Here is a 21,914-nt window from a genome sequence, read left to right on the forward strand (position 1 = left end):
ACGGGTGCCGGGCGCCGGGTGCAATGCGAGGCAGCTCAGAAATATTCGAAATCCGGGGCATTTCTCGCCGCGCCGCCGAGCAGCCGGAAGGCGTAATCCGCCACCGAGCGGAAGCACAGCACCTCGGCCTGCTCCTCAGAAACGATGCGGAGCGCCGCCGCGACCTGCGCAATGCGCGTGCGCCGCAGGCTGCCCGGCGGCAGGGCCGCGGGCGAGACATCGGCGGGAGTGAGCCGCGCCAGCGCCTCGCGCATGTGCGTGCCCTCGACGATCAGCCGCACACGCATGTCCGACACGTCATGCACCAGCGCATGCACCCCCTGCCGGTCGAACTCGGCCTGCAGCGTCGGGGCCGCCAGGCGCGGCTCGCCATAGGGCATGAGCAGCAAAAGCTCGTCCGGCGCCATCCACAGCAGCTCGCGCCCGCCATGGCCGCTCGCCCGCCAGACGCCCGGCAGAGCGCAGCCTGCCAGGGCCGAGACCGGCCCGGTGAACCCGGGATCGGTCAGGTCGCCGCGCACTGCGATCATCCCCGTCGGCCCCGCGTCGCGCACCGAAAGCGCGCCCTCGGAGATCGCTCCCAGCAGCGGGGTCACCGGTTCATAACTTGTCTCAGACATCGTTTCTTGCTCCCTCGGGATCGTAGAGCACCGGGCTCACGATGGTTGCCCGGAGCGTTGTCTTCGACTCATCGGCCGGATCGTAGTCGTCGGTGGTGAAGGTCAGCTCCTCGCCCATGCGCTGCGGCCCGTCGAGCACCAATGCCATGGCAATGCCGCGGCCCAGAGTGGGCGAGAAATACGACGAGGTGACCCGCCCCTGCGTGTTGCGCTGACCGTTGGCGTTCTTGCCGGGCGCGATGGCGAGCGCGCCGGTGGGCAGCACGCCGCCGTCCGAGGTTTCCAGCCCGACCAGCTTCCAGCGCTTCGGATCGGCCATGTTGACCCGCGCCTGCGCGCGCTTGCCAAGGAAGTCCTCTTTCTTCTTGGAGATCGCCCAGCCGAGGTTGAGATCCTGCGGGATCACCGTGCCGTCGGTCTCGTCGCCGATCATGATGAAGCCCTTCTCGGCGCGCATCACGTGCAGCGCCTCGGTGCCATAAGGGGTGACATCCCACTCCGCGCCCAGTTCCAGCAGCCTGCCCCAGAACTCACGGCCCAGATGCGCCGGAACGGCCACCTCGTAGCTCAACTCGCCGGAGAAGGAGATGCGGAAGACCCGCGCCGGGAAGCCGCCCAGCGTGCCCTCGGCCCAGGTCATGAAGGGCAGCGCCTCCTTCGACACGTCCATGCCCCCGAGCTTTTCGAGCAGTATGCGCGCCTCGGGGCCGACCACCGCGACCTGCGCGTATTGCTCGGTGATGTTTGCGGTGTAAACACGCCAGTCAAACCATTCACATTGCAGCCAATCTTCCATGTGGGCATGGATGTGATCGGCGCCGCCGGTGGTGGTGTGGCACAGCCATGTGTCCTCCGCCAGCCGCACCACGACGCCGTCGTCCATCAGGAAGCCGTTCTCGGAGCACATCAGCCCGTAGCGGCATTTTCCGACCGGCAGCGTGCTCATCATGTTGGTGTAGAGCATGTCGAGAAACTTGCCGGCATCGGGCCCTTTCACCACGATCTTGCCCAGCGTCGAGGCGTCGAGCAGGCCGAGGCTCTGGCGGGTGGCGAGGATCTCGCGGTTCACCGCCATCTCGGTGCTCTCGCCGGGGCGGCGGTAGCAATAGGGTCTGCGCCAGTGCCCGACCGGCTCCCACTCGGCCCCATTGGCATCGTGCCAGGCGTCCATCGGCGTGCGGCGCAGCGGCTGGAACAGCTCGCCCCGTGCCTCGCCGGTGATCGCCCCGAAGGAGATCGGCGTGTAAGGCGGGCGGAAGGTGGTGGTGCCGACCTGCGGGATCGCTTCACCCAGAGTGTCAGAAAGAACGGCAAGACCATTGATATTGCTTAGCTTACCCTGATCCGTCGCCATGCCGAGCGTGGTGTAGCGCTTGGCGTGTTCGACGCTCTCGTAACCCTCGCGGGCGGCAAGCTGCAAATCCGCGACCTTCACGTCGTTCTGGTAGTCGAGGAAGGCTTTCATGCGCAGGTCCGGCGTCGCCTTGGTCGGCACGATCCACAGCGGCATGAGCGCCGCCTCGGCGACCTCCTCGCCAAAGGGTGCCACAATTTCGCCAACTTCACGGCCAACTTTAAGAGCTGCGTTTTTCCCTGCTATTACGGCATCTTCAAGAGCATTTCTCAGCGTCAATTCACCATTGGCCGCGCCTGCGGGAATGACCATTGGCAGCCCGTCGGCGCCGGTCGGCGGGCGCTCCGGATCGGGACGGAAGAAGGCGCCCGCCTCGTCCCAGCGCAGCTTGCCGCCGCAGTGCGACCAAAGATGCACCACCGGCGACCAGCCACCGGACATGGCCACCGCGTCGCAGGCGATGTCCTCGAGCACGTTGCCCTCGCCATCGGCAAGGCAGCTGTGCACCGTGGCGACGCGCTTGCCGCCGCTGACCTTGGCGATGGCGCGGCCGGGATCGACGCGGATGCCCTGCTCGCGCAGCTGCTCCATCAGCTTGCCGCCGCCCATGGGCCGCGCATCGAGCACGCGCACCACATCGACGCCCGCCTCGTGCAGCGCCAGCGCGGTGCGGTAGCCATCGTCGTTGTTGGTCACCAGCACGACCTTCTGGCCCGGCGTCACGCCGTAGTTGACCACGTAGTCGCGCATCGCCGAGGCCAGCATCACCCCCGGCACGTCGTTGCCGGCAAAGCTCAGCGGGCGCTCGATGGCGCCGGTGGCGGTGATGATCTGCCCTGCGCGGATGCGCCAGAGCCGGTGGCGCGGCCCGATGGTGCCTGGCGCGTGGTCGGTCAGCCGCTCGTAGCCCAGCACGTAGCCGTGATCCTGCACCGCCGCGCCCATGCAGCGCGCGACGCGGCGCAGGTTCGGCAGCGCGTCGAGCTCCGCCAGGGTCTGTTCGACCCATGCCTCGGGCGTCATGCCGTCGATCGTGCCGCCGTCGACCGGGGCGCGCCCGCCCCAATGTGCGCTCTGCTCGATCAGCAGCACCTGCGCGCCGGCCTCGGCGGCCACCTTCGCCGCCAGCAGGCCGGCGACACCGCCGCCGACCACCAGCACGTCCACATGGGCGTGGAAATGCTCATAGCTGTCGGAGTCGCGGCTTTCCGGGTGCGGCGCCTTGCCGAGCCCGGCGGCGCGGCGGATGACCGGCTCGTAGAGGTGCTTCCAGAAGGCCCGCGGCCAGAGGAAGGTTTTGTAGTAGAAGCCCGCCGGGAGGAAGCGCGACAGCGCCGCGTTCACCGCGCCGACATCCTGCTCGAGGCTGGGCCAGCGGTTCTGGCTCTCGGCGGTGAGCCCGTCGAAAAGCTCGGTGGTCGTGGCGCGCTGGTTCGGCTCGAAGCGCGGGCCGGTGCCGAGCCCGACCAGCGCGTTCGGCTCCTCGGCGCCCGAGGCCACCACGCCGCGCGGGCGGTGGTACTTGAAGCTGCGGCCCACCAGCAGCCGGTCGTTGGCGAGCAGCGCCGAGGCGAGCGTGTCACCGGGATGGGCATTCATCGACACGCCGTCGAAGGTGAAACGGATCTTGCTCGAACGGTCGACGAAGCGGCCGCCCTTGGCCAGACGGGTACTCATCTGCGGAACCTCGTGCACTTGGACCCGGCGATGCACCCCATGGCGAGGCGCCGCGCGGGCGTATTCGAAAAGAAAAGACGGCTCATGCGGGCACCTGCCAGCCCGGGTGACGGGCGCGGATCCGGGTCAGCACCTCCTCGGGCGGCTGTGGCAGCCGCGCGCTGTAGGTGCCGTAAACCTCCATGGTCACGCTGTCGCGCGCGGCGAGGAACCACTTGCCGCAGCCATAGGCGTGGCGCCAGCGCTCCAGCACCGGTCCCTTGGCTGCCTGGCGGTTGAACAGGTAGTCCTCAAACTCGGCATCGCTGCTGCCGGGACCGAAGCGGACCAGATGCGCCTCGCCGCCGGGCGCGAGCTCGATTTCCGCGGCCTCCAGGCCGCAACAGGGACAGGTCAGGGTCAGCATCGGGCACCTCCGTGTCGGGCGGGTGAACTCTGGATTGCGACAGCACGGCACGCAAAAGGCCCGGCCGCCAGAGCGGGGCCGGGCCTTGCAGCACGTGTATGGGCGTCGCGGCGCGAATCAGTTGTTGCCGGTGGTCTCGCCAGCGTCGGCCGGGGCGGCTTCGGGAGCTGCCTCGGGCGCGGTTTCGGCGGGTGCGGCCTGCTCTGCCGGAGCGGTCTCGGCCGGGGCTGCGGCAGGCGCTTCGGCCGGGGTGATGGCATCCGGGGCTGCGCCCTCCGAGCCGTCGCCGCCGCCGAAGACGGCCCAGGCGAGCACTGCAAGCACGACGACGACGATGCCGAGGATGAAGGCCATCCCGGCGCTCGCGCCGGTCCGCGTGGTGGTCGTGGTGGTTGTGGTATGCTCGCGCACCGGTTCGCGCACCGGATCCTGCGTGGGGCGGGCGTCTGCCCGCGGCGCAGCCGGCGGGCGGGTGTCGGTGGTATAATCGGACATGGAACTCCTCCAGTACACTTCGTGACTGGCAGATGAACGCGCCCTTGCGCTCGGCCGTTCCCGCGCGTCGCCGCCATGCTCCATTTTCCGCCTACCGAAGAGGCAGGCACCCGGCGCAGCCGCCTCAAATCCCGGCGCGCGCGCCGATCACACGCCGAATTCATCGATGCAGGGGGGCAGATCAATGGATGGAACCGTAGCGGACCTATCCTTGTCCAACGGACGACAGAACGCGACCGTTCGATTCCAGCAGACCAACCCGCGCAAAGACCGGAGGCCCCATGAGCAGACTTCTGACCCTGATCCTCACCAGCCATCGTGGCCGCCGCTACCCGGTGGAGCTGTTCACCCGCGACACCGAGCTCGCCGAGGAGGGCGCCGTCTACCTGCTGCTGCGCCTGCCCGAGGGCCGCGCGGTGCAGGCGCAGATCCTCTATGTCGGCGCCACCTGCGCGCTCGGCTCGCAACTGGCGCAGGACAGGCTGCCGGGCGGGGCATGGGCGCGGGCCGAGGAACTCGGCTTCGACACCATCGGTGCCGTCGCCCTGTCGCGCGCCGAGGACCGCGAGGCGGTGGCGCAGGAGTTCATCCAGAGCTGGCGCCCGCCCTGCAACGCCGGCCAGGCCCGGAGCGGGCACGCCGGGCTGATGGAGCTTGCCGGGCCGCTGCCGGTGACCCTGCCGCGCGGCGCCACCCGGCACTAGGTCGCCGGCCCGTCGCCTAGACGCGCCCTGCCGCTGGCGGCCCATCAGTGCGCCACCCCGGCGGCGACGCTCTCGTCGATGAACCGTCCCTCGCGGAAGCGGTCGAGCCCGAATTCGGCGGTGAGCGGCGAGTGGCCTTTGGCCATCAGCTCGGCAAAGCCCCAGCCCGAGCCCGGGATGGCCTTGAAGCCGCCGGTGCCCCAGCCGCAGTTGACGAAGCAGTTCTCCAGCGGCGTCTTCGACAGGATCGGCGAACGATCCCCGGTCACGTCGACGATGCCGCCCCATTGCCGCAGCATCTTCAGGCGCGAGATCATCGGGAAGGTCTCGGTCAGGGCGCGCACGGTTTCCTCGATGTGCTGGAAGGAGCCGCGCTGGGTGTAGTTGACGAAGCCGTCGGTGCCGCCGCCGATCACCATCTCACCCTTGTCCGACTGGCTCATGTAGCCGTGCACCGTATTGGCCATGACCACCACGTCCATGCAGGGCTTGATCGGCTCGCTGACCAGCGCCTGCAGCGCCACCGACTCGATCGGCAGCCGGAAACCGGCCTTCTCGGCCATGACCCCGGAGTGCCCGGCGACCACGATGCCGAGCTTGTCGCAGTCGATCTCGCCCTTGCTAGTGGATACGCCGCGCACCTTGCCGCCCTCGGAACGAATGCCGGTGACCTCGCAGTTCTGCAAGATGTCCATGCCCATGTCGGAACAGGCCCGCGCATACCCCCAGGCCACCGCGTCGTGCCGCGCGGTGCCGCCGCGCGCCTGCCACAGCGCCCCAAGCACCGGGTAGCGCGGCCCGTCGATGTTCATGATCGGGCAGAGCCGCTTGACCTCGCGCGGGCCGATCATCTCGGTCTCGATCCCCTGCAGGCGGTTGGCGTGCACCGTGCGCTGGTATCCGCGCAGCTCGTGCTCCGTCTGCGCCAGCATCATCACCCCGCGGGGCGAGAACATGACGTTGTAGTTCAGATCCTGGCTCAGCCCCTCGTAGAGCGACCGCGCCTTCTCGTAGATCGCGGCAGAGGGATCCTGCAGGTAGTTGGAACGGATGATCGTGGTGTTGCGCCCGGTGTTGCCGCCGCCAAGCCAGCCCTTCTCGATGATCGCAACATCGGTGATGCCGAAGTTCTTGCCGAGGTAATAGGCGGTGGCGAGCCCGTGGCCGCCCGCCCCGACGATCACAACCTGGTAGCGCGACTTGGGCTCGGGCTTGCGCCAGGCGCGGGCCCAGCCGGTGTGGTAGCGCGCGGCCTCGCGGGCGATGGCAAAAACCGAATAGCGTTTCATGGGTCTCGAATCCGCCGTTGCTGTGACCTAGGGTAACACGATACCTGCATGCCGCGCGCGCGGCTGCAACCTCCCCCGTAGCTGCAATCCTCACGATCGGCAGAAAGCCGGGCCCGCATCCACGCTTCGCTCGCACCGCATCGCCTGCTTCCGCCCACGCGCGGCCGCTCGCGGGCGATCACGCCGCGGAGAGAGGTCCAATTGCCGCGCCCGGTCCCCCCTTTTTTCCCGCGCCCCGCCCGGCTACACAATGGCAAGAACGGGAGAGTTTAAATGACCACATTCTGGATCGTGACCGCGCTGGCGGTGCTGGCCGTCTCGGCACCGCTGCTGATCTCGCTGCTGCGCAGCCGCGACGGCGCCGAGATCGCCGGGGCCGGATCCTTCGACCTCAAGGTCTACCGCGACCAGCTCTCCGAGATCGACCGGGACCGCGCCCGCGGCACCATCGGCGAGGCCGAGGCCGAGCGGCTGCGCACCGAGGTCTCGCGCCGCATCCTCGCCGCCGACAGCCGCGCGCAGCAGGGCGGCACCACCGCCACCGGCAAGGGCCCCGGTCGCGCCGCCGCCGGGCTGGTCCTGCTGGCGCTGCTTGCCGGCACCTACGCGCTTTACCTGCAACTCGGCGCGCCCGGCTACGGCGACCTGTCGCTTGGCACCCGCATCGAGGCCGCCGAGGAACTGCGGGCCAGCCGCCCCTCCCAACAGGAGGCCGAGGCCTCCGTGCCCGATGCGCCCAATGCCGATGCGCCGGCGGAATACGCCCAGCTCGTGGTGCGCCTGCGCGAGGCCGTCGCCGCCCGTCCCGACGATCTGCAGGGCCAGGCCCTGCTCGCCCGCTCCGAGGCGGCGCTCGGCAACTACCGCGCCGCCTATGCGGCGCAGCGCCGGGTCATCGAGCTGCGCGGCGAGGAAGCGACCGCATCGGATTATGCGGATCTGGCCGACATGATGGTCCTCGCCGCCGGCGGCTACGTCTCGCCCGAGGCCGAGGAGGCGCTCGACGCGGTGATGCGCCTCGATCCCGAGAACGGCGTGGCGCGCTACTACGGCGGGCTGATGATGGCGCAGACCGGTCGTCCGGACAGCGCCTTCCGGATCTGGGACAACCTGCTGCGGCAGAGCGAGCCGGGCGCCCCCTGGCTGGCCGTCATCGCCGAGCAGATGCCCGAGCTGGCCCGGCGCGCCGGGATCAATGACTACACCCTACCTGAGGTCGCCTCCGCCGCGCTGGCCGGAGACAGCCCGATGGCCCTCCCCGGCCCAAGCAGCGCCGATGTCGAGGCAGCGTCAGACATGTCCGACGAAGACCGCCAGGCGATGATCGAGGGCATGGTCGACAACCTCTCGCAGCGGCTTGCCAGCGAGGGCGGCAGCCCCGAGGAATGGGCGCGCCTGCTGACCGCGCTCGGCGTGCTCGGCCAGACCGACCGCGCCGCCGCCATCTGGACCGAGGCGCAGACGGTCTTCGCAACGCGCCCCGCGGCGCTCGAGACCATCCGCGCCGGCGCCGCCCGCGCCGGGCTCGCCACCGACTGACCCTGCCCGCTGGCCCTGCCCTCCTCTATGAAAATACGCCGGGGTGAATTGGCGGCAGGGTCGCCTCGGAGGCATCGCCGGTCCAACCCGCGATGGCGACGAGGGGCAGCGCCGCTCCCTTCCCTCGCGCCCGCACCTGCGCTAGGGACGACGCAGCATCCCAAAGGACCCTGCTGATGATCCACGAAGACATCGCCGATTTCGCCGCCGCCCTGCCGCCGATGCAGGCCATCGCCGGGCTCGACCTCGGCACCAAGACCATCGGCGTGGCGCTCTCGGACCGGCTGCTCTCGGTGGCGACGCCGATCGAGACCATCAAGCGCAAGAAGTTCACCCTCGACGCCGAGGCGCTGCTGAAGATCGTCCGCGCCCGCGAAGTGGGCGGCATCATCCTCGGCCTGCCGCGCAACATGGACGGCTCCGAGGGACCGCGGGCGCAATCCACCCGCGCCTTTGCGCGCAACCTGTCGAACCTCTGGGACGGGCCGATCGGCTACTGGGACGAGCGACTCTCGACCGTCGCCGCCGAACGCGCGCTGCTCGAGGCCGACACCTCGCGCAAGAAGCGGGCCGAGCTGATCGACCACGTGGCGGCGAGCTTCATCCTGCAAGGCGCCCTCGACCGGCTGCGGCACCTGCGGGCAGACTGATGAGCGGCCCCCACAAATCCCGTGCCAAATCCCCCGTTGAGACTCCCTGCGTGAACATCTGTGTGGTGCACCGCGAGAGCGGGCTCTGCACCGGCTGCCTGCGCACGCTTGACGAGATCGCCGGCTGGTCGGGCTACACGCCCGAGGCGCGCCGCGCCATCATGGAGGCCCTGCCCGAGCGCAAGGCGCTGCTGCGCCAGCGCCGCGGCGGGCGTGCGGGCCGGATCAACCGCGGCGGCTGAGGCGGCTCAGGCCGCCTCGCGCATCCGCCCCAGCGCCTCGTCCAGCACCTCGGTGCCGGCGCCATCGCGCGAGGCCTTCTCCGACAGCACCTGCCGCCATTTCCGGGCGCCGGGGCGACCGGCAAAGAGCCCGAGCATATGGCGGGTGACCTGGTGCAGCCGGCCGCCCTCGGCGATGTGGCGCTCGATATAGGGCACCATCGCCGCGACCGCGGCGTCGGGCGAGACGGTCTCGCGCGCGCTGCCGTAGATCCGCGCATCCGCCTCGGCCAGTACGTCCCAAGGCGCGTGATAGGCCGACCGCCCGATCATCACCCCGTCGAGCCCGCGCGCCAGATGCGCCTCGGCCTCGTCGAGGCTCTGCACCCCGCCGTTGATCGACACATGCAGCTGCGGGAAGGCCGCCTTCATCTCGTGCACCAATTCGTAGTCGAGCGGCGGGATATCGCGGTTCTCCTTGGGGCTGAGCCCCTGCAGCCAGGCCTTGCGGGCGTGGATGGTCACCCGGTCGCAGCCCGCCGCGGCGATCTTCTCGAGGAACTCCGGCAGCACCTCGCGCGGCTCCTGCTCGTCGACGCCGATGCGGCATTTCACCGTGACCTCGACATCCACCGCCGCGCGCATCGCGGCAACGCAGTCGGCAACCAGATCGGGGTGCTTCATCAGCACGGCGCCGAAGGTGCCCGACTGCACCCGGTCCGAGGGGCAGCCGCAGTTGAGGTTGATTTCATCATAGCCCGCCTCGGCGCCGAGCGTCGCGGCCTGTGCCAGCTCCACCGGGTCCGAGCCGCCGAGCTGCAGCGCCACCGGATGTTCCGACGGATCGAACTTCAGCAGGTGCAGCGCCCCGCCGCGCACCAGCGCCGGTGAGGTGACCATTTCGGTATAAAGCAGCGTCTGCGTCGACAGGATACGGTGCAGATAGCGGCAATGCCGGTCGGTCCAATCCATCATCGGGGCCACGCTCAGGCGGGCAGCGGCGTGAAGGGTCGATTTCTCCTGAGGGGTCGTCACGTCGGGCCTCCGGCAGCCTGTGCTCTTGCATCCATCGCGCCGGGCCGTCCCGGCATCGCAAGCGGCGCTCCTACATCGTGACAGAGAAAAATGGAAGCCCAAAGGCCCTACAGCGGGGTTCGGGACCAGCTCAACGTCCCAGGTCAGACAGGTCCAGCGCGTCACTGTCCTTCAGCGTCTGCAGCACGAAATCCGAGCGCACCTGCGAGATGTCGGGGCGCAGCAGCAGGCGCTCGTGCAGGAAGTCGGAGAAGCTCTCGAGGTCCCGCGCCCGCACGTGCAGCACGTAGTCGGCATCGCCCGAGACCGAGAAGGCCGAGAGCACCTCGGGCTGGCGTCCGATCCAGGCGCTGAAGTCGCTGTCGGCGCTGTTGCCGTGGGTGCGCAGGTTCACCCGCACGATGACGCGGATGCCCAGCCCGAGCTTCCCAGCGTCGAGCTTCGCCCGGTAGCCCTCGATCACCCCGGCGGCCTCCAGCGCGGCGCGGCGGCGCGAGCATTGCGAGGCTGAAAGGTTCACCCGCTCCGAGAGCTGCGCATTGGTCAGCGCGCCGTCCCTCTGCAGCGCGTCAAGGATCTGGCGGTCGTAGCGGTCGAGCGGCATCGCGGCACACCTCATGCAGGTCTGAAGTACATCATACACGTTTCGTGCAAATATTTAAAAATTCCGCACCTCCCGTGCATACCGACAGGTCTCACTGCATGCAATCGCACACACCGTGCGGGCAAGCGGCGCTAGAATTCTTAAAACACCAAAGGGAGAAAGAAGATGTTCGACGCAGGCCCCACCCCCGTGCATCAGGCCATCGCGCAGGCGGTGCGCGACCACGGGATTGACACGATGTTCGGTCTGATGGGCGATGCCAACCTCTTCATCGCCGACCACTTCGCCCGCGGCTGCGATGCCCGCTTCGTGCCCGCGGCGCATGAGGGCAGCGCGGTGCTGATGGCACTGGCCTACGCCCATGTGGCCGGGAAGATCGGCGTCGCCACCATCACCCACGGCCCGGCGCTGACCAACTGCGTCACCGCGCTGACCGAGGGCGCGCGCGGGCAGGTTCCGATGGTGCTTCTTGCGGGCGACACGCCGGTGGCCAACCCGCGCCACCTGCAGGGCATCGACCAGCGCGCGGTGGTGCTCTCGAGCGGCGCTGGGTTCGAGCAGATGCGCTCGCCCGAGCTGGCGGTGCGGGACGTGGCCCGCGCCTTCTACCGCGCCAAGGTCGAGCGCCGCCCCATCGTGCTCAATATGCCGGCCGAGTTCATGTGGCAGGAGGCGCCCTATGCGCCCTGCGTGCTGAGCGTCTTCGAGACCCGCAGCTTCGTGCCCGAGGGGGAGGCGCTCGACGAGGCCATCGGCATGATCGCCAGCGCGCGGCGGCCGATGATCCTCGCCGGTGCCGGGGCCTGCGAAGCGCGTGCGCAGATCATCCGGCTCGCAGACCGGCTCGAGGCGCCGCTGGCGACCACGCTCAAGGCCAAGGGGCTGTTCCGCGGCCATCCGCATGACATCGACATCTTCGGCACGCTCAGCACCCCCGCCGCCTATGACGTCATCGGCAAGTCCGACTGCGTGATCAGCTTCGGCGCGGCTCTGCACGAGTTCACCACCGACCGCGGCAAGCTGCTTGACGGCAAGCGGCTGGTGCAGATCGACAGTGACCGCAGCGCCATCGGCCGCACCGTGCATCCCGATGCCGCGCTGGTCGCCGACGCCGGGCTCACCGCCGACAACGTCGTGCACTGGCTGGACGAGGCGGAGATTCCCGGCAGCCGCTTTACCGCCGAGCTGGACGGCGAGGAGCTGCGCCGCCATCCCTCGGCCCGCACCACGAAGACCCGCGAGGGCTGCGTCAACTACGTGGCGGCGCTCGAGCGGCTCGAACAGGCCCTGCCCGAGAACCGGATCCTGGTCACCGACGGCGGACGTTTCATGACCGAGGTCTGGTGCCGCATTTCCGTGCCGGACCCGCGCAGCTTCGTCGCGACGGTGAACTTCGGCGCGATCGGGCTGGGTGTCCAGGAAGCGATCGGCGCCGCGGTGGCTGCGCCCGACCGTCCCGTCGTGCTCTTCTCGGGCGACGGCGGCTTCATGATGGGCGGGCTCGGCGAGTTCAACACCGCGGTGCGGCTCAAGCAGGACATGGTTGTGATCCTGTGCAACGACGCCGCCTATGGCGCCGAACACATCCAGTTCATCGACCGCAAGATGGACCCGGGCCTCACCCAGTTCGACTGGCCCTGCTTCGCGGAGGTCGCGACGTCGCTGGGCGGCAAGGGCATCCTCGTACAATCCGAGGAAGACCTGGAAGCGGCGATCTCGGCGATCGAGACACGCGACCGCCCGCTGCTGATCGAGCTCCGGCTCGATCCCAACGACATGCCGCGCATGCGGATCTGACCCCGCGCGGCCCCGCCCGCGGGCGGGCCCCTGCACCCCGCGACACCGCAGCGCGCGCGGTGTCGCGGCAGAGCGGGCCGGGCGGCGTTCCCTCGCGCCCGGCCCGTTCGCTTGCGGTCGCTTTCACGCCAGCGGCACGGCGCCTTCATGAAGGGGCCGCCACAAAAGACGCCGCGGGCCACAGCCCGCAACACCCTGCTCCGGCAACAAAACGATTCAATTTTGCTGCATTTTTCGGCAGCAACCGCTGCGGCGCGGAAACAACTTTGCAGGGAATTGAACCGCAAGTCTGTTTCGAAACGCACCATGTCGCATCCAGCCATCAGAATCGTCGCGGGCAGGCTATTTCTAGGCCGAGATCGTCGGCCCCGCTCCGGCCAGCGCGGCGCATTTGTGCTTCGTGGACCGGGGGATTCCGGCATCAGACACACCGCCGGAGGATAGGTCGAAACCGACCTCTCTTCCGCAAGAGACCCGCACGGGCCCCGCGCCCGGCCTACGGAGTTCGGCCATGACAGCTGACGCCACGACCCTTGACCTGCTGAGCCGCCGCAAGCCCGGCCATTCGCTGGAGCAGGCCTTCTACACCGACCCCGGGATCTACGCGCAGGACCTGGAGCAGATCTGGTACCGCGAGTGGCTCTTCGCCACGCCGCTGGCCGCCCTGCCCAAGACCGGCAGCTACGTGACGCAGAAGGTCGGCCCCTACCGCGTGGTCATCGTGCGCGGTCCGGACGGGTCGGTGCGGGCCTTCCACAACACCTGCCGCCACCGCGGCTCGGTGATCTGCAAGGCCGCCTCGGGCACCGTCGCAAAGCTGGTCTGCCCCTACCACCAGTGGACCTATGAGCTTGACGGCCGCCTGCTCTGGGCGCGCGACATGGGCAGCGACTTCGACGCCTCGGCGCATGGGCTGAAGCCGGTGCACTGCCGCGAGGTCTCGGGCCTGGTCTACATCTGCCTCGCCAACGAGGCGCCGGATTTCGACGCCTTCGCCAGGATGGCCGAGCCCTATCTCGCCGTGCACGACCTGCGCGACGCGAAGATCGCGCACCAGTCGACGATCATCGAGAACGGCAACTGGAAGCTCGTGTGGGAGAACAACCGCGAGTGCTACCACTGCGCCGGCAACCACCCGTCGCTCTGCCGCACCTACCCCGAGGATCCGACGATCACCGGCGTGTCCGCCGACGGCACCTTCCCGCCACAGGTCGAGGCGCATTTCAACCGCCTCGAGGCCGGCGGCGCCCCGTCGCGCTTCCAGATGGCCGATGACGGCCAGTACCGCCTTGCGCGCATGCCGCTGCTCGACGGCGCCGAGAGCTACACGATGAACGGCAAGATCGCGGTGCAGAAGCGCCTCGGCCGGATTCCCTTCCTCGATGCCGGCACCCTGCTGAAGTTCCACTACCCGACCACCTGGAACCACTTCCTGTCGGACCATTCGATCACCTTCCGCGTGACCCCGATCAGCCCGACCGAAACCGAGGTGCAGACCACCTGGCTGGTGCACAAGGATGCGGTCGAGGGCGTGGACTACGACCTCGAGAACCTCACCACTGTCTGGGAGCACACCAACGACGAGGACCGCCAGGTCGTCGAGGACAACCAGCAGGGCATCAACTCGCCCGCCTATGAGCCCGGCCCGTATTCTGCCAGCCACGAGGACGGCGTGAACCAGTTCGTCGACTGGTACTGCGCCACCATGTCCAAGCGTCTCGCCCCCGCCCGGATGGCAGCAGAATAATGGCGGCTGCAAGCTCCATCCCCTCCGCCGCCGTGCGCTACTGGAAGGATGACGAGATGCTGGAATGCGTCTCGGTCATCCCCGAGGCGCCGAACGTGTCGACCTTCTGCTTCGCCGCCCCCTCGGGCGCACTCTTCGACTACCTGCCCGGCCAGTTCGTGACGCTCGAACTGCCGGTTCCGGGCGGGCCGCTACACCGGACCTACACGATCTCGTCCTCGCCCTCGCGGGCGCTGTCGATCACCGTGACGGTCAAGGCGCAGCCGGGCTCCATCGGCACCCGCTGGATGCTCGACAACCTGCGCCCCGGCATGCGGATCAAGGCGCTCGGCCCGGCCGGGCACTTCACCTCGCATCACCACCCGGCCGAGAAGTACCTGTTCATCTCGGCGGGCTCCGGCATCACCCCGATGATGTCGATGGTCACCTACATGTACGATCTGGGGCGCATCCCGGACGTAGTGTTCATCAACTGCGCCAAGCGCCCGTCGGACATCGTGTTCCGCGAGCGGCTCGAGCATATCGCCAGCCGCATCGACGGGATCGAGCTGCGCTGGGTCGTCGAGGAAGGCGACCGGTTCCACCCGTGGACCGGCTACAAGGGCATGTTCAACCAGCTGATGCTGGGCCTCACCGCGCCCGACTACCTCGAGCGCGAGGTGTTCTGCTGCGGTCCCGAGCCCTTCATGCAGGCGGTGCGCGAGGCGCTGCAGGGCCTCGGCTACGACATGAACCACTACCACCAGGAGAGCTTCCACCCCTCTCTGGCGGAAGAGGACAAGGACGCCACCGAGGGCGACGTCGTGCCCGAGGATGCCAAGGCCGAGGTCAGCTTCGTCGGGTCCGGCATCACCCAGACCTGCAAGGAGACCGACACGATCCTTGCCACCGCCAAGGCCGCGGGGCTCAATATTCCCTCGGGCTGCACCTTCGGGGTCTGCGGCACCTGCAAGATCAAGAAGACCTCGGGCCAGGTGCACATGGTCCACAACGGCGGCATCACCGAGGACGACATCGCCGAGGGCTACGTGCTGGCCTGCTGCTCGCACCCGATCGGCAAGGTCGAAGTCGAGGTCTGAGAGGCTCCGCCGCGCGAAATGGAAAGGCCGCCGCGAGAGATCGCGGCGGCCTTTCGTGTTTGAACCAGTTGCGCTGTCCGCCCGGTCTCAACGCGGAGCCGCCCGGCGAGCGCCTGCCCGTCGCACCAGAGGTGCGCGGTCGGGGCTCTGCAGGCCTTGGGCGTGCGGCCGCACCGGAGGTGCGCAGTCAGGGCTCTGCACGCCTAAGGCGTGCGGGCCGGACTGGCGCTTTGACATCGTTGCGCACCGCTCAGGCCTCGCACGGGGCTGGCCGAGGCGAGACGCGGGCCTCAGCCGGTGCGGCGCCACCCCTCGGGCAGGCGCTCGCCCGGCTGTTGTCCCGGCTTACTCCGCCGCCACGACCTTCACGCCGCCCGGCACGTAGTTGAGGATCGGCGCGAGCCAGCGCTCGACCTCCTCGACCGCCATGCCCTTGCGCGCGGCATAATCCTCGACCTGATCACGCTCGACCTTGGCAACACCGAAGTAGTAGCTCTCCGGGTGGCCGAGGTAGAGCCCCGACACCGACGAGCCCGGCCACATGGCATAGCTCTCGGTCAGCTCGACGCCGGTGGCGTTGGTGGCGTCGAGCAGCTCGAACAGCGTGGTCTTCTCGGTATGGTCGGGCTGCGCGGGATAGCCCGGCGCGGGACGGATGCCGGCGTATTTCTCGGCGATCAGCTCCTCGGGCGTGCAGGCCTCGTCCGGCGCATAGCCCCAGAGTTCCTTGCGAACCATCTCGTGCATGCGCTCGGCAAAGGCCTCGGCGAAACGGTCGGCCAGCGCCTTCACGAGGATCGACGAGTAATCGTCGTTCTTCGCCTCGAACTCCTTGGCGATGCGCTCTTCCTCGATGCCCGCCGTCACCACGAAGCCGCCGACGTAGTCGGGCGTGCCCTCGGGCGCGACGAAATCCGACATCGCCACGTTGGGCCGGTCGCCGCGCTTGGCAGTCTGCTGGCGCAGGGTGAAGAAGGTCGCGAGATCCTCGGCACGGCTCTCGTCCTTGAACAGGCGAATGTCGTCGCCCACGGCGTTTGCAGGCCAGAAGCCGACCACGGCGCGCGGGTGGAACCACTTCTCGTCGATGATCTTCTTGAGCATCGCCTGCGCGTCGTCAAAGAGCGCCCGCGCCGCCTCGCCCTGCTTCTCGTCGTCGAGGATCTTCGGGTAGACGCCCTTCATCTCCCAGGTCTGGAAGAACGGCGTCCAGTCGATGTAGCGCGCCAGTTCGGCCAGATCCCAGGTGTCGAACGCCTTGGTCCCGAGGAAGCTCGGCGCGTGCTGCGGCTTGAAGTCCAGCTTCAGCGCATTGGCGCGGGCGTTCTCCAGCGGGAGGCGCTTCTTGGCGAGCTCCGCGCGGGCGTGCTTCTCGGCGACGTCGGCGTATTCGGTCTGCACATTGGCGACATATTCGGGCTTGTGCACCGGCGACAGCAGCGACGAGACCACGCCCACGGCGCGCGAGGCGTCGTTGACATGCACCGCCTGCCCGGCGCCGTAGCGCGGGTGGATCTTCACCGCCGTGTGCACGCGGGAGGTGGTCGCGCCGCCGATCAGCAGCGGGATGTCGAAGCCCTCGCGCTCCATCTCCGAGGCCACGTGCACCATCTCGTCGAGCGACGGGGTGATCAGGCCCGACAAGCCGATCACGTCGACGTTCTGCTCCTTGGCGGTGGCGAGGATCTTCTCGGCCGGGACCATGACGCCAAGGTCGATGATCTCGTAGTTGTTGCAGGCCAGAACCACGCCGACGATGTTCTTGCCGATGTCGTGCACGTCGCCCTTCACCGTGGCCATGAGCACCTTGCCGGCGCTTTCGCGGCCGTCGCCACCGTTCAGGCGCTTTTCCTCTTCCATGTAGGGCAGCAGCACCGCCACGGCCTGTTTCATCACGCGGGCGGATTTGACCACCTGCGGCAGGAACATCTTGCCCGCGCCGAAGAGATCGCCGACCACGTTCATCCCGGCCATCAGCGGCCCCTCGATGACATGCAGCGGGCGCTCGGCGGCCTGCCGGGCTTCTTCGGTGTCGGCGTCGATGAACTCGGTGATGCCGTTGACCAGCGCGTGCTCCAGCCGCTTCTCGACCGGCAGCTCGCGCCAGCTCATGTCCTTCTCGCGGCCCTTGGCGCCGCCCTGCCCACGGTATTCCTCGGCCAGCTCCAGCATGTTCTCGGTCGCCGTGCCGCCGTTGGCGGGTGTGCGGTTCAGCACCACATCCTCGCAGGCCTCGCGCAGCTTGGCGTCGATCTGGTCATAGACCGCCAACTGACCGGCGTTGACGATGCCCATATCCATGCCGTTCTGGATGGCATGATAGAGGAACACCGCGTGCATCGCCTCGCGCACCGGCTCGTTGCCCCGGAACGAGAACGACAGGTTCGACACGCCGCCCGAGATGTGGACGTGCGGGCAGGTCTCGGTGATGCGGCGGGTGGCCTCGATGAAATCGACGCCGTAGTTGTCATGCTCCTCGATGCCGGTGGCGACGGCAAAGACGTTGGGGTCGAAGATGATGTCCTCGGGCGGGAAGCCCACCTGCTCGGTCAGGATCTTATAGGCGCGCTGGCAGATCTCGACCTTGCGATCCTCGGTGTCGGCTTGGCCAGTTTCGTCGAAGGCCATGACCACGACGGCAGCACCATAGGCGCGGCAGAGGCGCGCCTGGTGCAGGAAGCTCTCTTCGCCTTCCTTCAGCGAGATCGAGTTGACGATGGACTTGCCCTGCACGCATTGCAGGCCGGCCTCGATCACCTCCCATTTGGAGCTGTCAATCATGATCGGCACGCGGGCGATATCGGGCTCGGCGGCGATGAGGTTGAGGAACTCGATCATCGCCTGCTTGGAGTCGATCAGCCCCTCGTCCATGTTGATGTCGATCACCTGCGCGCCGTTCTCGACTTGGTTCAGCGCAACCTCGAGCGCGGTGGCATAGTCGCCATTGGTGATGAGTTTGCGGAACTTCGCGGAGCCGGTGACGTTGGTCCGCTCGCCGACGTTGACGAAGGGGATCGCCTCGGTGAGCGTGAAGGGCTCGAGGCCCGACAGCCGCATCTGCGGGATGTGCTCGGGGATCTCGCGCGGCTTGTACTCGGCCACGGCCTTGGCGATGGCGCGGATGTGGTCATAGGTCGAGCCGCAGCAGCCGCCGACGATGTTGACGAGCCCGTCACGAGCAAAGCCGGCGACCTGATCGGCCATCTGCTCGGGGGTCTCGTCGTATTCACCCATCTCGTTGGGCAGGCCGGCATTGGGATAGGCGCAGATCAGCGTGTCGGCCACCGACGAAAGCTCGGCGAGGTGCGGACGCATGGCATTGGCCCCAAGCGCGCAGTTCAGGCCGATGGTCAGCGGCGCGGCATGGCGCACCGAGTGCCAGAAGGCGGTGGGCGTCTGGCCCGAGAGCGTGCGGCCCGAGAGGTCGGTGATCGTGCCCGAAATCATCACAGGCAGGCGCTCGCCGCGCTCGGCGAAGACCTCTTCGCAGGCGAAGATCGCGGCCTTGGCGTTGAGCGTGTCGAAGATCGTCTCGATCAGCAGGATGTCGACGCCGCCGTCGATCAGCGCGCGCGCCTGCTGGGCATAGGCCTCGCGCAGTTGGTCGAAGGTCACCGCGCGGTAGCCGGGATTGTTCACGTCGGGGCTGATCGAGGCGGTGCGGTTGGTCGGCCCGAGCGCGCCGGCGACGAAGCGCGCGCGCCCGTCCTCGGCCTCGGCCCGGTCCATCGCCTTGCGCGCCAGACGCGCGCCCTCGAAATTGAGGTCATAGACCGCCGCCTGCATGTCGTAATCGGCCTGCGCGATGGTGGTCGACGAGAAGGTGTTCGTCTCGGCGATATCGGCGCCCGCCATGGCGTATTGGTAGTGGATCTCCTCGATCGCTTCGGGGCGCGTCAGGTTGAGGATATCGTTGTTGCCCTGCTGCGGCTTGTCGCTGGAATGCGGCAGGTGGCAGGTGCAGGCGCCGCCGCCGCAGCCCTGGAAGTCGCCCTCGGACAGACCCAGCTTCTGGATCTGCGTGCCCATGGCGCCGTCCAGGATCAGGATGCGCTCGCGCGCGGCGGCCTCGAGACGGGCGAAGACGGGAGAGCGGGTCGGGATAGCGGCGGACATGACGGACTCCGGGCCAGAGGTGGCAAGCATTGGTTGCGCCGTCTCTACCGATCCGGACCGCTGAAGGCCATCTCATAATAATCATCGTTATCATGAAGGCGGCTCAAGCGGCGGCAAAAGCCTTGGGAGGCGCCTGCAAATCTCTTCGAAGCGATTTGCCCTTGCCAAACGCAAAGGGGCGGACCTTTCGGCCCGCCCCCTGCTGTCCTTCACCTGCCCGATCAGTTGGGGATCAGGTCCGGCACGATGGTCACGATGCCCGGTGCGAACCAAAGCAGCGCAAGCCCTGCCACCTGGATCAGTACGAAGGGGATCACCCCGCGGTAGATGTGGCCCGTGGTCACCGAGCTCGGCGCCACGCCGCGCAGATAGAACAGCGCGAAGCCGAACGGCGGCGTGAGGAACGAGGTCTGCAGATTGACCGCGATCATGATGGTCACCCACTTCGGATCGAAGCTGCCGCCGTAGATCACCGGGCCCACGATCGGCACCACGATGTAGATGATCTCGAGGAAGTCGAGCACGAAGCCGAGGATGAACAGCACCAGCATGACGATCAGGAAGACCTTGTGCTCGTCATCGAAGCTCTGGAGGAAGCTCTGGATGTAGTGCTCGCCCCCGAAGGAGATCACCACCAGGTTCAGCAGCTGCGAGGCCACCAGAATGGTGAAGACCATCGAGGTCACCTTCGCCGTCTCGCGCACCGCCGGGGTCAGCACCCCTGCCTTGTAGAGCACGTAGCAGGCAAAGAGCAGCCCGAAGAGCGCGTAGAGATAGGCCGCCTGTGCCACCATGAAGGCGATCCAGGTGTCCGCTCCGGCGCCCTCGGTGCCGACGCGCAGGTCGAAGTTCATCCCGATGAGGATCATGATCGCGACCGCGAAGGTCGACATCAGGATGATCTTCGGCGAGCGGCCTTCCTCGTTCAGCTTGCGGTAGGCCGCGAGCATGATGGCACCGGCCGCGCCGAGCGCCGCGGCGGGCGTCGGGTTGGTGATGCCGCCGAGGATCGAGCCCAGCACCGCGACGATCAGCACCAGCGGCGGGAAGACGACCCGGATGAGATCGTTCTGCGACAGGCGCCCCGCCGCCTTGCCGGCCGCCCAGAACGAGATCGCCCAGGGGATCAGCATCATCAGCACGGTGGCCATCGGCGAGGTGTTGGGCTGGATGAACAGCACATCCACCAGCAGGCCGAGCACGATGCCGCCCGCGCCGATCAGCAGCGGCTTGGGGTCGGAGGACGGCGAGACCGCCCGTGCCCAGGCCAGCACGATGCCGAGGATCACCGCGATCACCGCGAGGCCGGTGCCGATGGGCGCCGCATTCGCGATCTTGGCGGCGCGCGCCTCCTCGATCTCCTCGGGGCTGAGACGGTGCGACTGCTCGACGCCGCCGGCCTCGTCGATGGCCTGTTGCTCGGCAACCGCCGTGTCCCAGGCCTCCTGGCCATGCAGGTCGATCATCGACGCCTGGCACTCGGGGCTGACGTTGGTGCGCAGCGAGGCCATCTGGCCACTGTCGGAGTAGCTGTCGATCTGCGTCGACTGCGAGCCCACCAGACCCACCTGCCCCAGCACGATGGTGCCGACGATCAGCAGCGCCGGAACGCCGAGGTACCAGGTGAAGGCCTCACCGCGGGTCACCGGCTCGCCACCGCCACCTTCCAGCTGCACCGGCGGCGCCGATTGCGGACGGAACATGGCAAAGCCGAAGGCATAGAGCGCGTAGAGACCGGCCAGCAGGATGCCCGGCAGCAGCGCCGCCTGGAACAGCGTGCCGACGGACACCACCGCGGGCTCGCCCAGCAGGGTCAGCGCGTCGGTGCAGCCCGCGAGCTGGGCGCGGTCTTCCTGTGCGGTCGCATAGAGATCCCCCGCCAGAGTGCCCAGCAGAACGATCACGATCGACGGCGGGATGATCTGGCCCAGCGTACCCGAGGCGGCGATGACGCCGGTCGCGAGCTCGGGCGAGTAGTTGTTGCGCAGCATGGTCGGCAGGGCCAGCAGGCCCATGGTCACCACGGTCGCGCCGACGATGCCGGTGGAGGCCGCGAGGAAGGCGCCCACGACCACGATCGACACGGCAAGCCCGCCCGGCAGCGGTCCGAAGACGCGCGCCATGGTGGTCAGCAGGTCGTTGGCGATCTTCGAGCGTTCCAGCACGATGCCCATCATCACGAACATCAGCACCGCGAGCAGCGTCTCGATGCTGGCCCCCGCGATCACCCGCTCGTTGATGCGGTTGACGATGAACGACACGTTGCGGTCCAGCGCCATTTCCCAGCCGCGTTCGAAGACCGGCATCGCGTAGCGCGGCAGGTCCGGGTAGCGGAAGATGGATATGGTATCTTCGCGCACGCCGGTTGCGACCAGCGCCCGATAGGCCTCGGAGCCGGTGTCGATGGCCTGGTGTATCAGCAGGCCGGCGCTGTCGAGCGCCGCGATGATGAAGAAGGAGATCACCCCCGCGCCACCGATGGCAAAGGCCACCGGGAAGCCGGAAAGGATCGCCGAGAAGAGCGTGAGAAAGACGATGATCAGGCCGATCTCGACGCCATCGAGTCCGAATAGCATTTACC

General features: G+C 68.2%; 16 protein-coding genes. 7 read left to right on the forward strand and 9 right to left on the reverse strand.

Translation table 11 applies throughout. The annotated features are described in order from the left end of the window. Window positions 1–35 precede the first annotated feature (35 nt). From LC039_RS03155 to LC039_RS03170, 4 genes are all read right to left on the reverse strand, one after another. Entirely contained in the window at window positions 36–620 is a 585-nt protein-coding gene (locus LC039_RS03155) for a sarcosine oxidase subunit gamma (protein WP_226621601.1), read from the reverse strand. Beyond that, a complete protein-coding gene (locus LC039_RS03160) occupies window positions 613–3,651 on the reverse strand; it encodes a sarcosine oxidase subunit alpha family protein (protein ID WP_226621602.1) in 3,039 nt (1,012 codons plus the stop codon). The genes LC039_RS03155 and LC039_RS03160 overlap by 8 nt, the downstream gene beginning before the upstream one ends. 82 nt (window positions 3,652–3,733) lie before the next feature. Further along, the gene (locus LC039_RS03165; RefSeq protein ID WP_226621603.1) at window positions 3,734–4,057 is read right to left on the reverse strand and encodes a sarcosine oxidase subunit delta; all 324 of its coding nucleotides are present in this window, start codon (window positions 4,055–4,057) and stop codon (window positions 3,734–3,736) included. Between the two features lie 117 nt (window positions 4,058–4,174). Beyond that, on the reverse strand, window positions 4,175–4,552 hold the full coding sequence (locus LC039_RS03170; protein ID WP_226621604.1) for a hypothetical protein: 378 nt from the start codon (window positions 4,550–4,552) through the stop codon (window positions 4,175–4,177). 281 nt (window positions 4,553–4,833) lie between these two features. On the opposite strand from LC039_RS03170, the gene LC039_RS03175 reads away from it, so the two are divergent. After that, window positions 4,834–5,256, forward strand: coding sequence for a hypothetical protein (locus tag LC039_RS03175; RefSeq protein WP_226621605.1), 423 nt, complete (start codon window positions 4,834–4,836; stop codon window positions 5,254–5,256). A 44-nt stretch (window positions 5,257–5,300) separates the two neighbouring features. On the opposite strand, the gene LC039_RS03180 is transcribed toward LC039_RS03175, so the two are convergent. After that, window positions 5,301–6,545, reverse strand: coding sequence for a sarcosine oxidase subunit beta family protein (locus tag LC039_RS03180; RefSeq protein WP_226621606.1), 1,245 nt, complete (start codon window positions 6,543–6,545; stop codon window positions 5,301–5,303). A 273-nt stretch (window positions 6,546–6,818) separates the two neighbouring features. Here LC039_RS03180 and ccmI point away from each other — a divergent pair, with 273 nt between their 5' ends. The 3 genes from ccmI (at window position 6,819) to LC039_RS03195 (ending at window position 8,976) form a co-directional block, all read left to right on the forward strand. Further along, a complete protein-coding gene (ccmI, locus tag LC039_RS03185; RefSeq protein WP_226621607.1) occupies window positions 6,819–8,084 on the forward strand; it encodes a c-type cytochrome biogenesis protein CcmI in 1,266 nt (421 codons plus the stop codon). Window positions 8,085–8,260: 176 nt separating this feature from the next. Beyond that, complete coding sequence (gene ruvX, locus LC039_RS03190) at window positions 8,261–8,734, forward strand: Holliday junction resolvase RuvX (protein WP_226621608.1); 474 nt, start codon at window positions 8,261–8,263, stop codon at window positions 8,732–8,734. Beyond that, window positions 8,734–8,976, forward strand: coding sequence for a DUF1289 domain-containing protein (locus LC039_RS03195; protein ID WP_226621609.1), 243 nt, complete (start codon window positions 8,734–8,736; stop codon window positions 8,974–8,976). Before ruvX ends, LC039_RS03195 begins: the two co-directional genes overlap by 1 nt. 6 nt (window positions 8,977–8,982) lie before the next feature. Here LC039_RS03195 and dusA read toward each other — a convergent pair whose 3' ends face one another. Together dusA and LC039_RS03205 are read right to left on the reverse strand one after the other, a co-directional pair. Then, entirely contained in the window at window positions 8,983–9,990 is a 1,008-nt protein-coding gene (gene dusA, locus LC039_RS03200; RefSeq protein ID WP_226621610.1) for a tRNA dihydrouridine(20/20a) synthase DusA, read from the reverse strand. A gap of 130 nt (window positions 9,991–10,120) precedes the next feature. Then, entirely contained in the window at window positions 10,121–10,609 is a 489-nt protein-coding gene (locus LC039_RS03205; protein WP_226621611.1) for an Lrp/AsnC family transcriptional regulator, read from the reverse strand. Between the two features lie 150 nt (window positions 10,610–10,759). On the opposite strand from LC039_RS03205, the gene LC039_RS03210 reads away from it, so the two are divergent. From LC039_RS03210 to LC039_RS03220, 3 genes are all read left to right on the forward strand, one after another. After that, window positions 10,760–12,391 carry a thiamine pyrophosphate-binding protein gene (locus LC039_RS03210; protein ID WP_226621612.1) on the forward strand — a complete coding sequence of 544 codons (1,632 nt, stop codon included), beginning with the start codon at window positions 10,760–10,762 and terminating at the stop codon, window positions 12,389–12,391. A gap of 511 nt (window positions 12,392–12,902) precedes the next feature. Continuing rightward, window positions 12,903–14,138 carry an aromatic ring-hydroxylating oxygenase subunit alpha gene (locus LC039_RS03215; RefSeq protein WP_226621613.1) on the forward strand — a complete coding sequence of 412 codons (1,236 nt, stop codon included), beginning with the start codon at window positions 12,903–12,905 and terminating at the stop codon, window positions 14,136–14,138. Then, window positions 14,138–15,217 carry a hybrid-cluster NAD(P)-dependent oxidoreductase gene (locus LC039_RS03220; RefSeq protein WP_226621614.1) on the forward strand — a complete coding sequence of 360 codons (1,080 nt, stop codon included), beginning with the start codon at window positions 14,138–14,140 and terminating at the stop codon, window positions 15,215–15,217. Before LC039_RS03215 ends, LC039_RS03220 begins: the two co-directional genes overlap by 1 nt. 345 nt (window positions 15,218–15,562) lie before the next feature. On the opposite strand, the gene metH is transcribed toward LC039_RS03220, so the two are convergent. Beyond that, window positions 15,563–19,333, reverse strand: a complete 3,771-nt coding sequence (gene metH / locus LC039_RS03225) for a methionine synthase (RefSeq protein WP_226621615.1) — start codon at window positions 19,331–19,333, stop codon at window positions 15,563–15,565. A gap of 221 nt (window positions 19,334–19,554) precedes the next feature. Further along, window positions 19,555–21,909 carry a TRAP transporter large permease gene (locus LC039_RS03230; protein WP_226621616.1) on the reverse strand — a complete coding sequence of 785 codons (2,355 nt, stop codon included), beginning with the start codon at window positions 21,907–21,909 and terminating at the stop codon, window positions 19,555–19,557. Between the last annotated feature and the right edge of the window lie 5 nt (window positions 21,910–21,914).

Source organism: Alloyangia pacifica (genome assembly GCF_020524285.1).
GTDB classification, from domain to species: domain Bacteria; phylum Pseudomonadota; class Alphaproteobacteria; order Rhodobacterales; family Rhodobacteraceae; genus Salipiger; species Salipiger pacificus_B.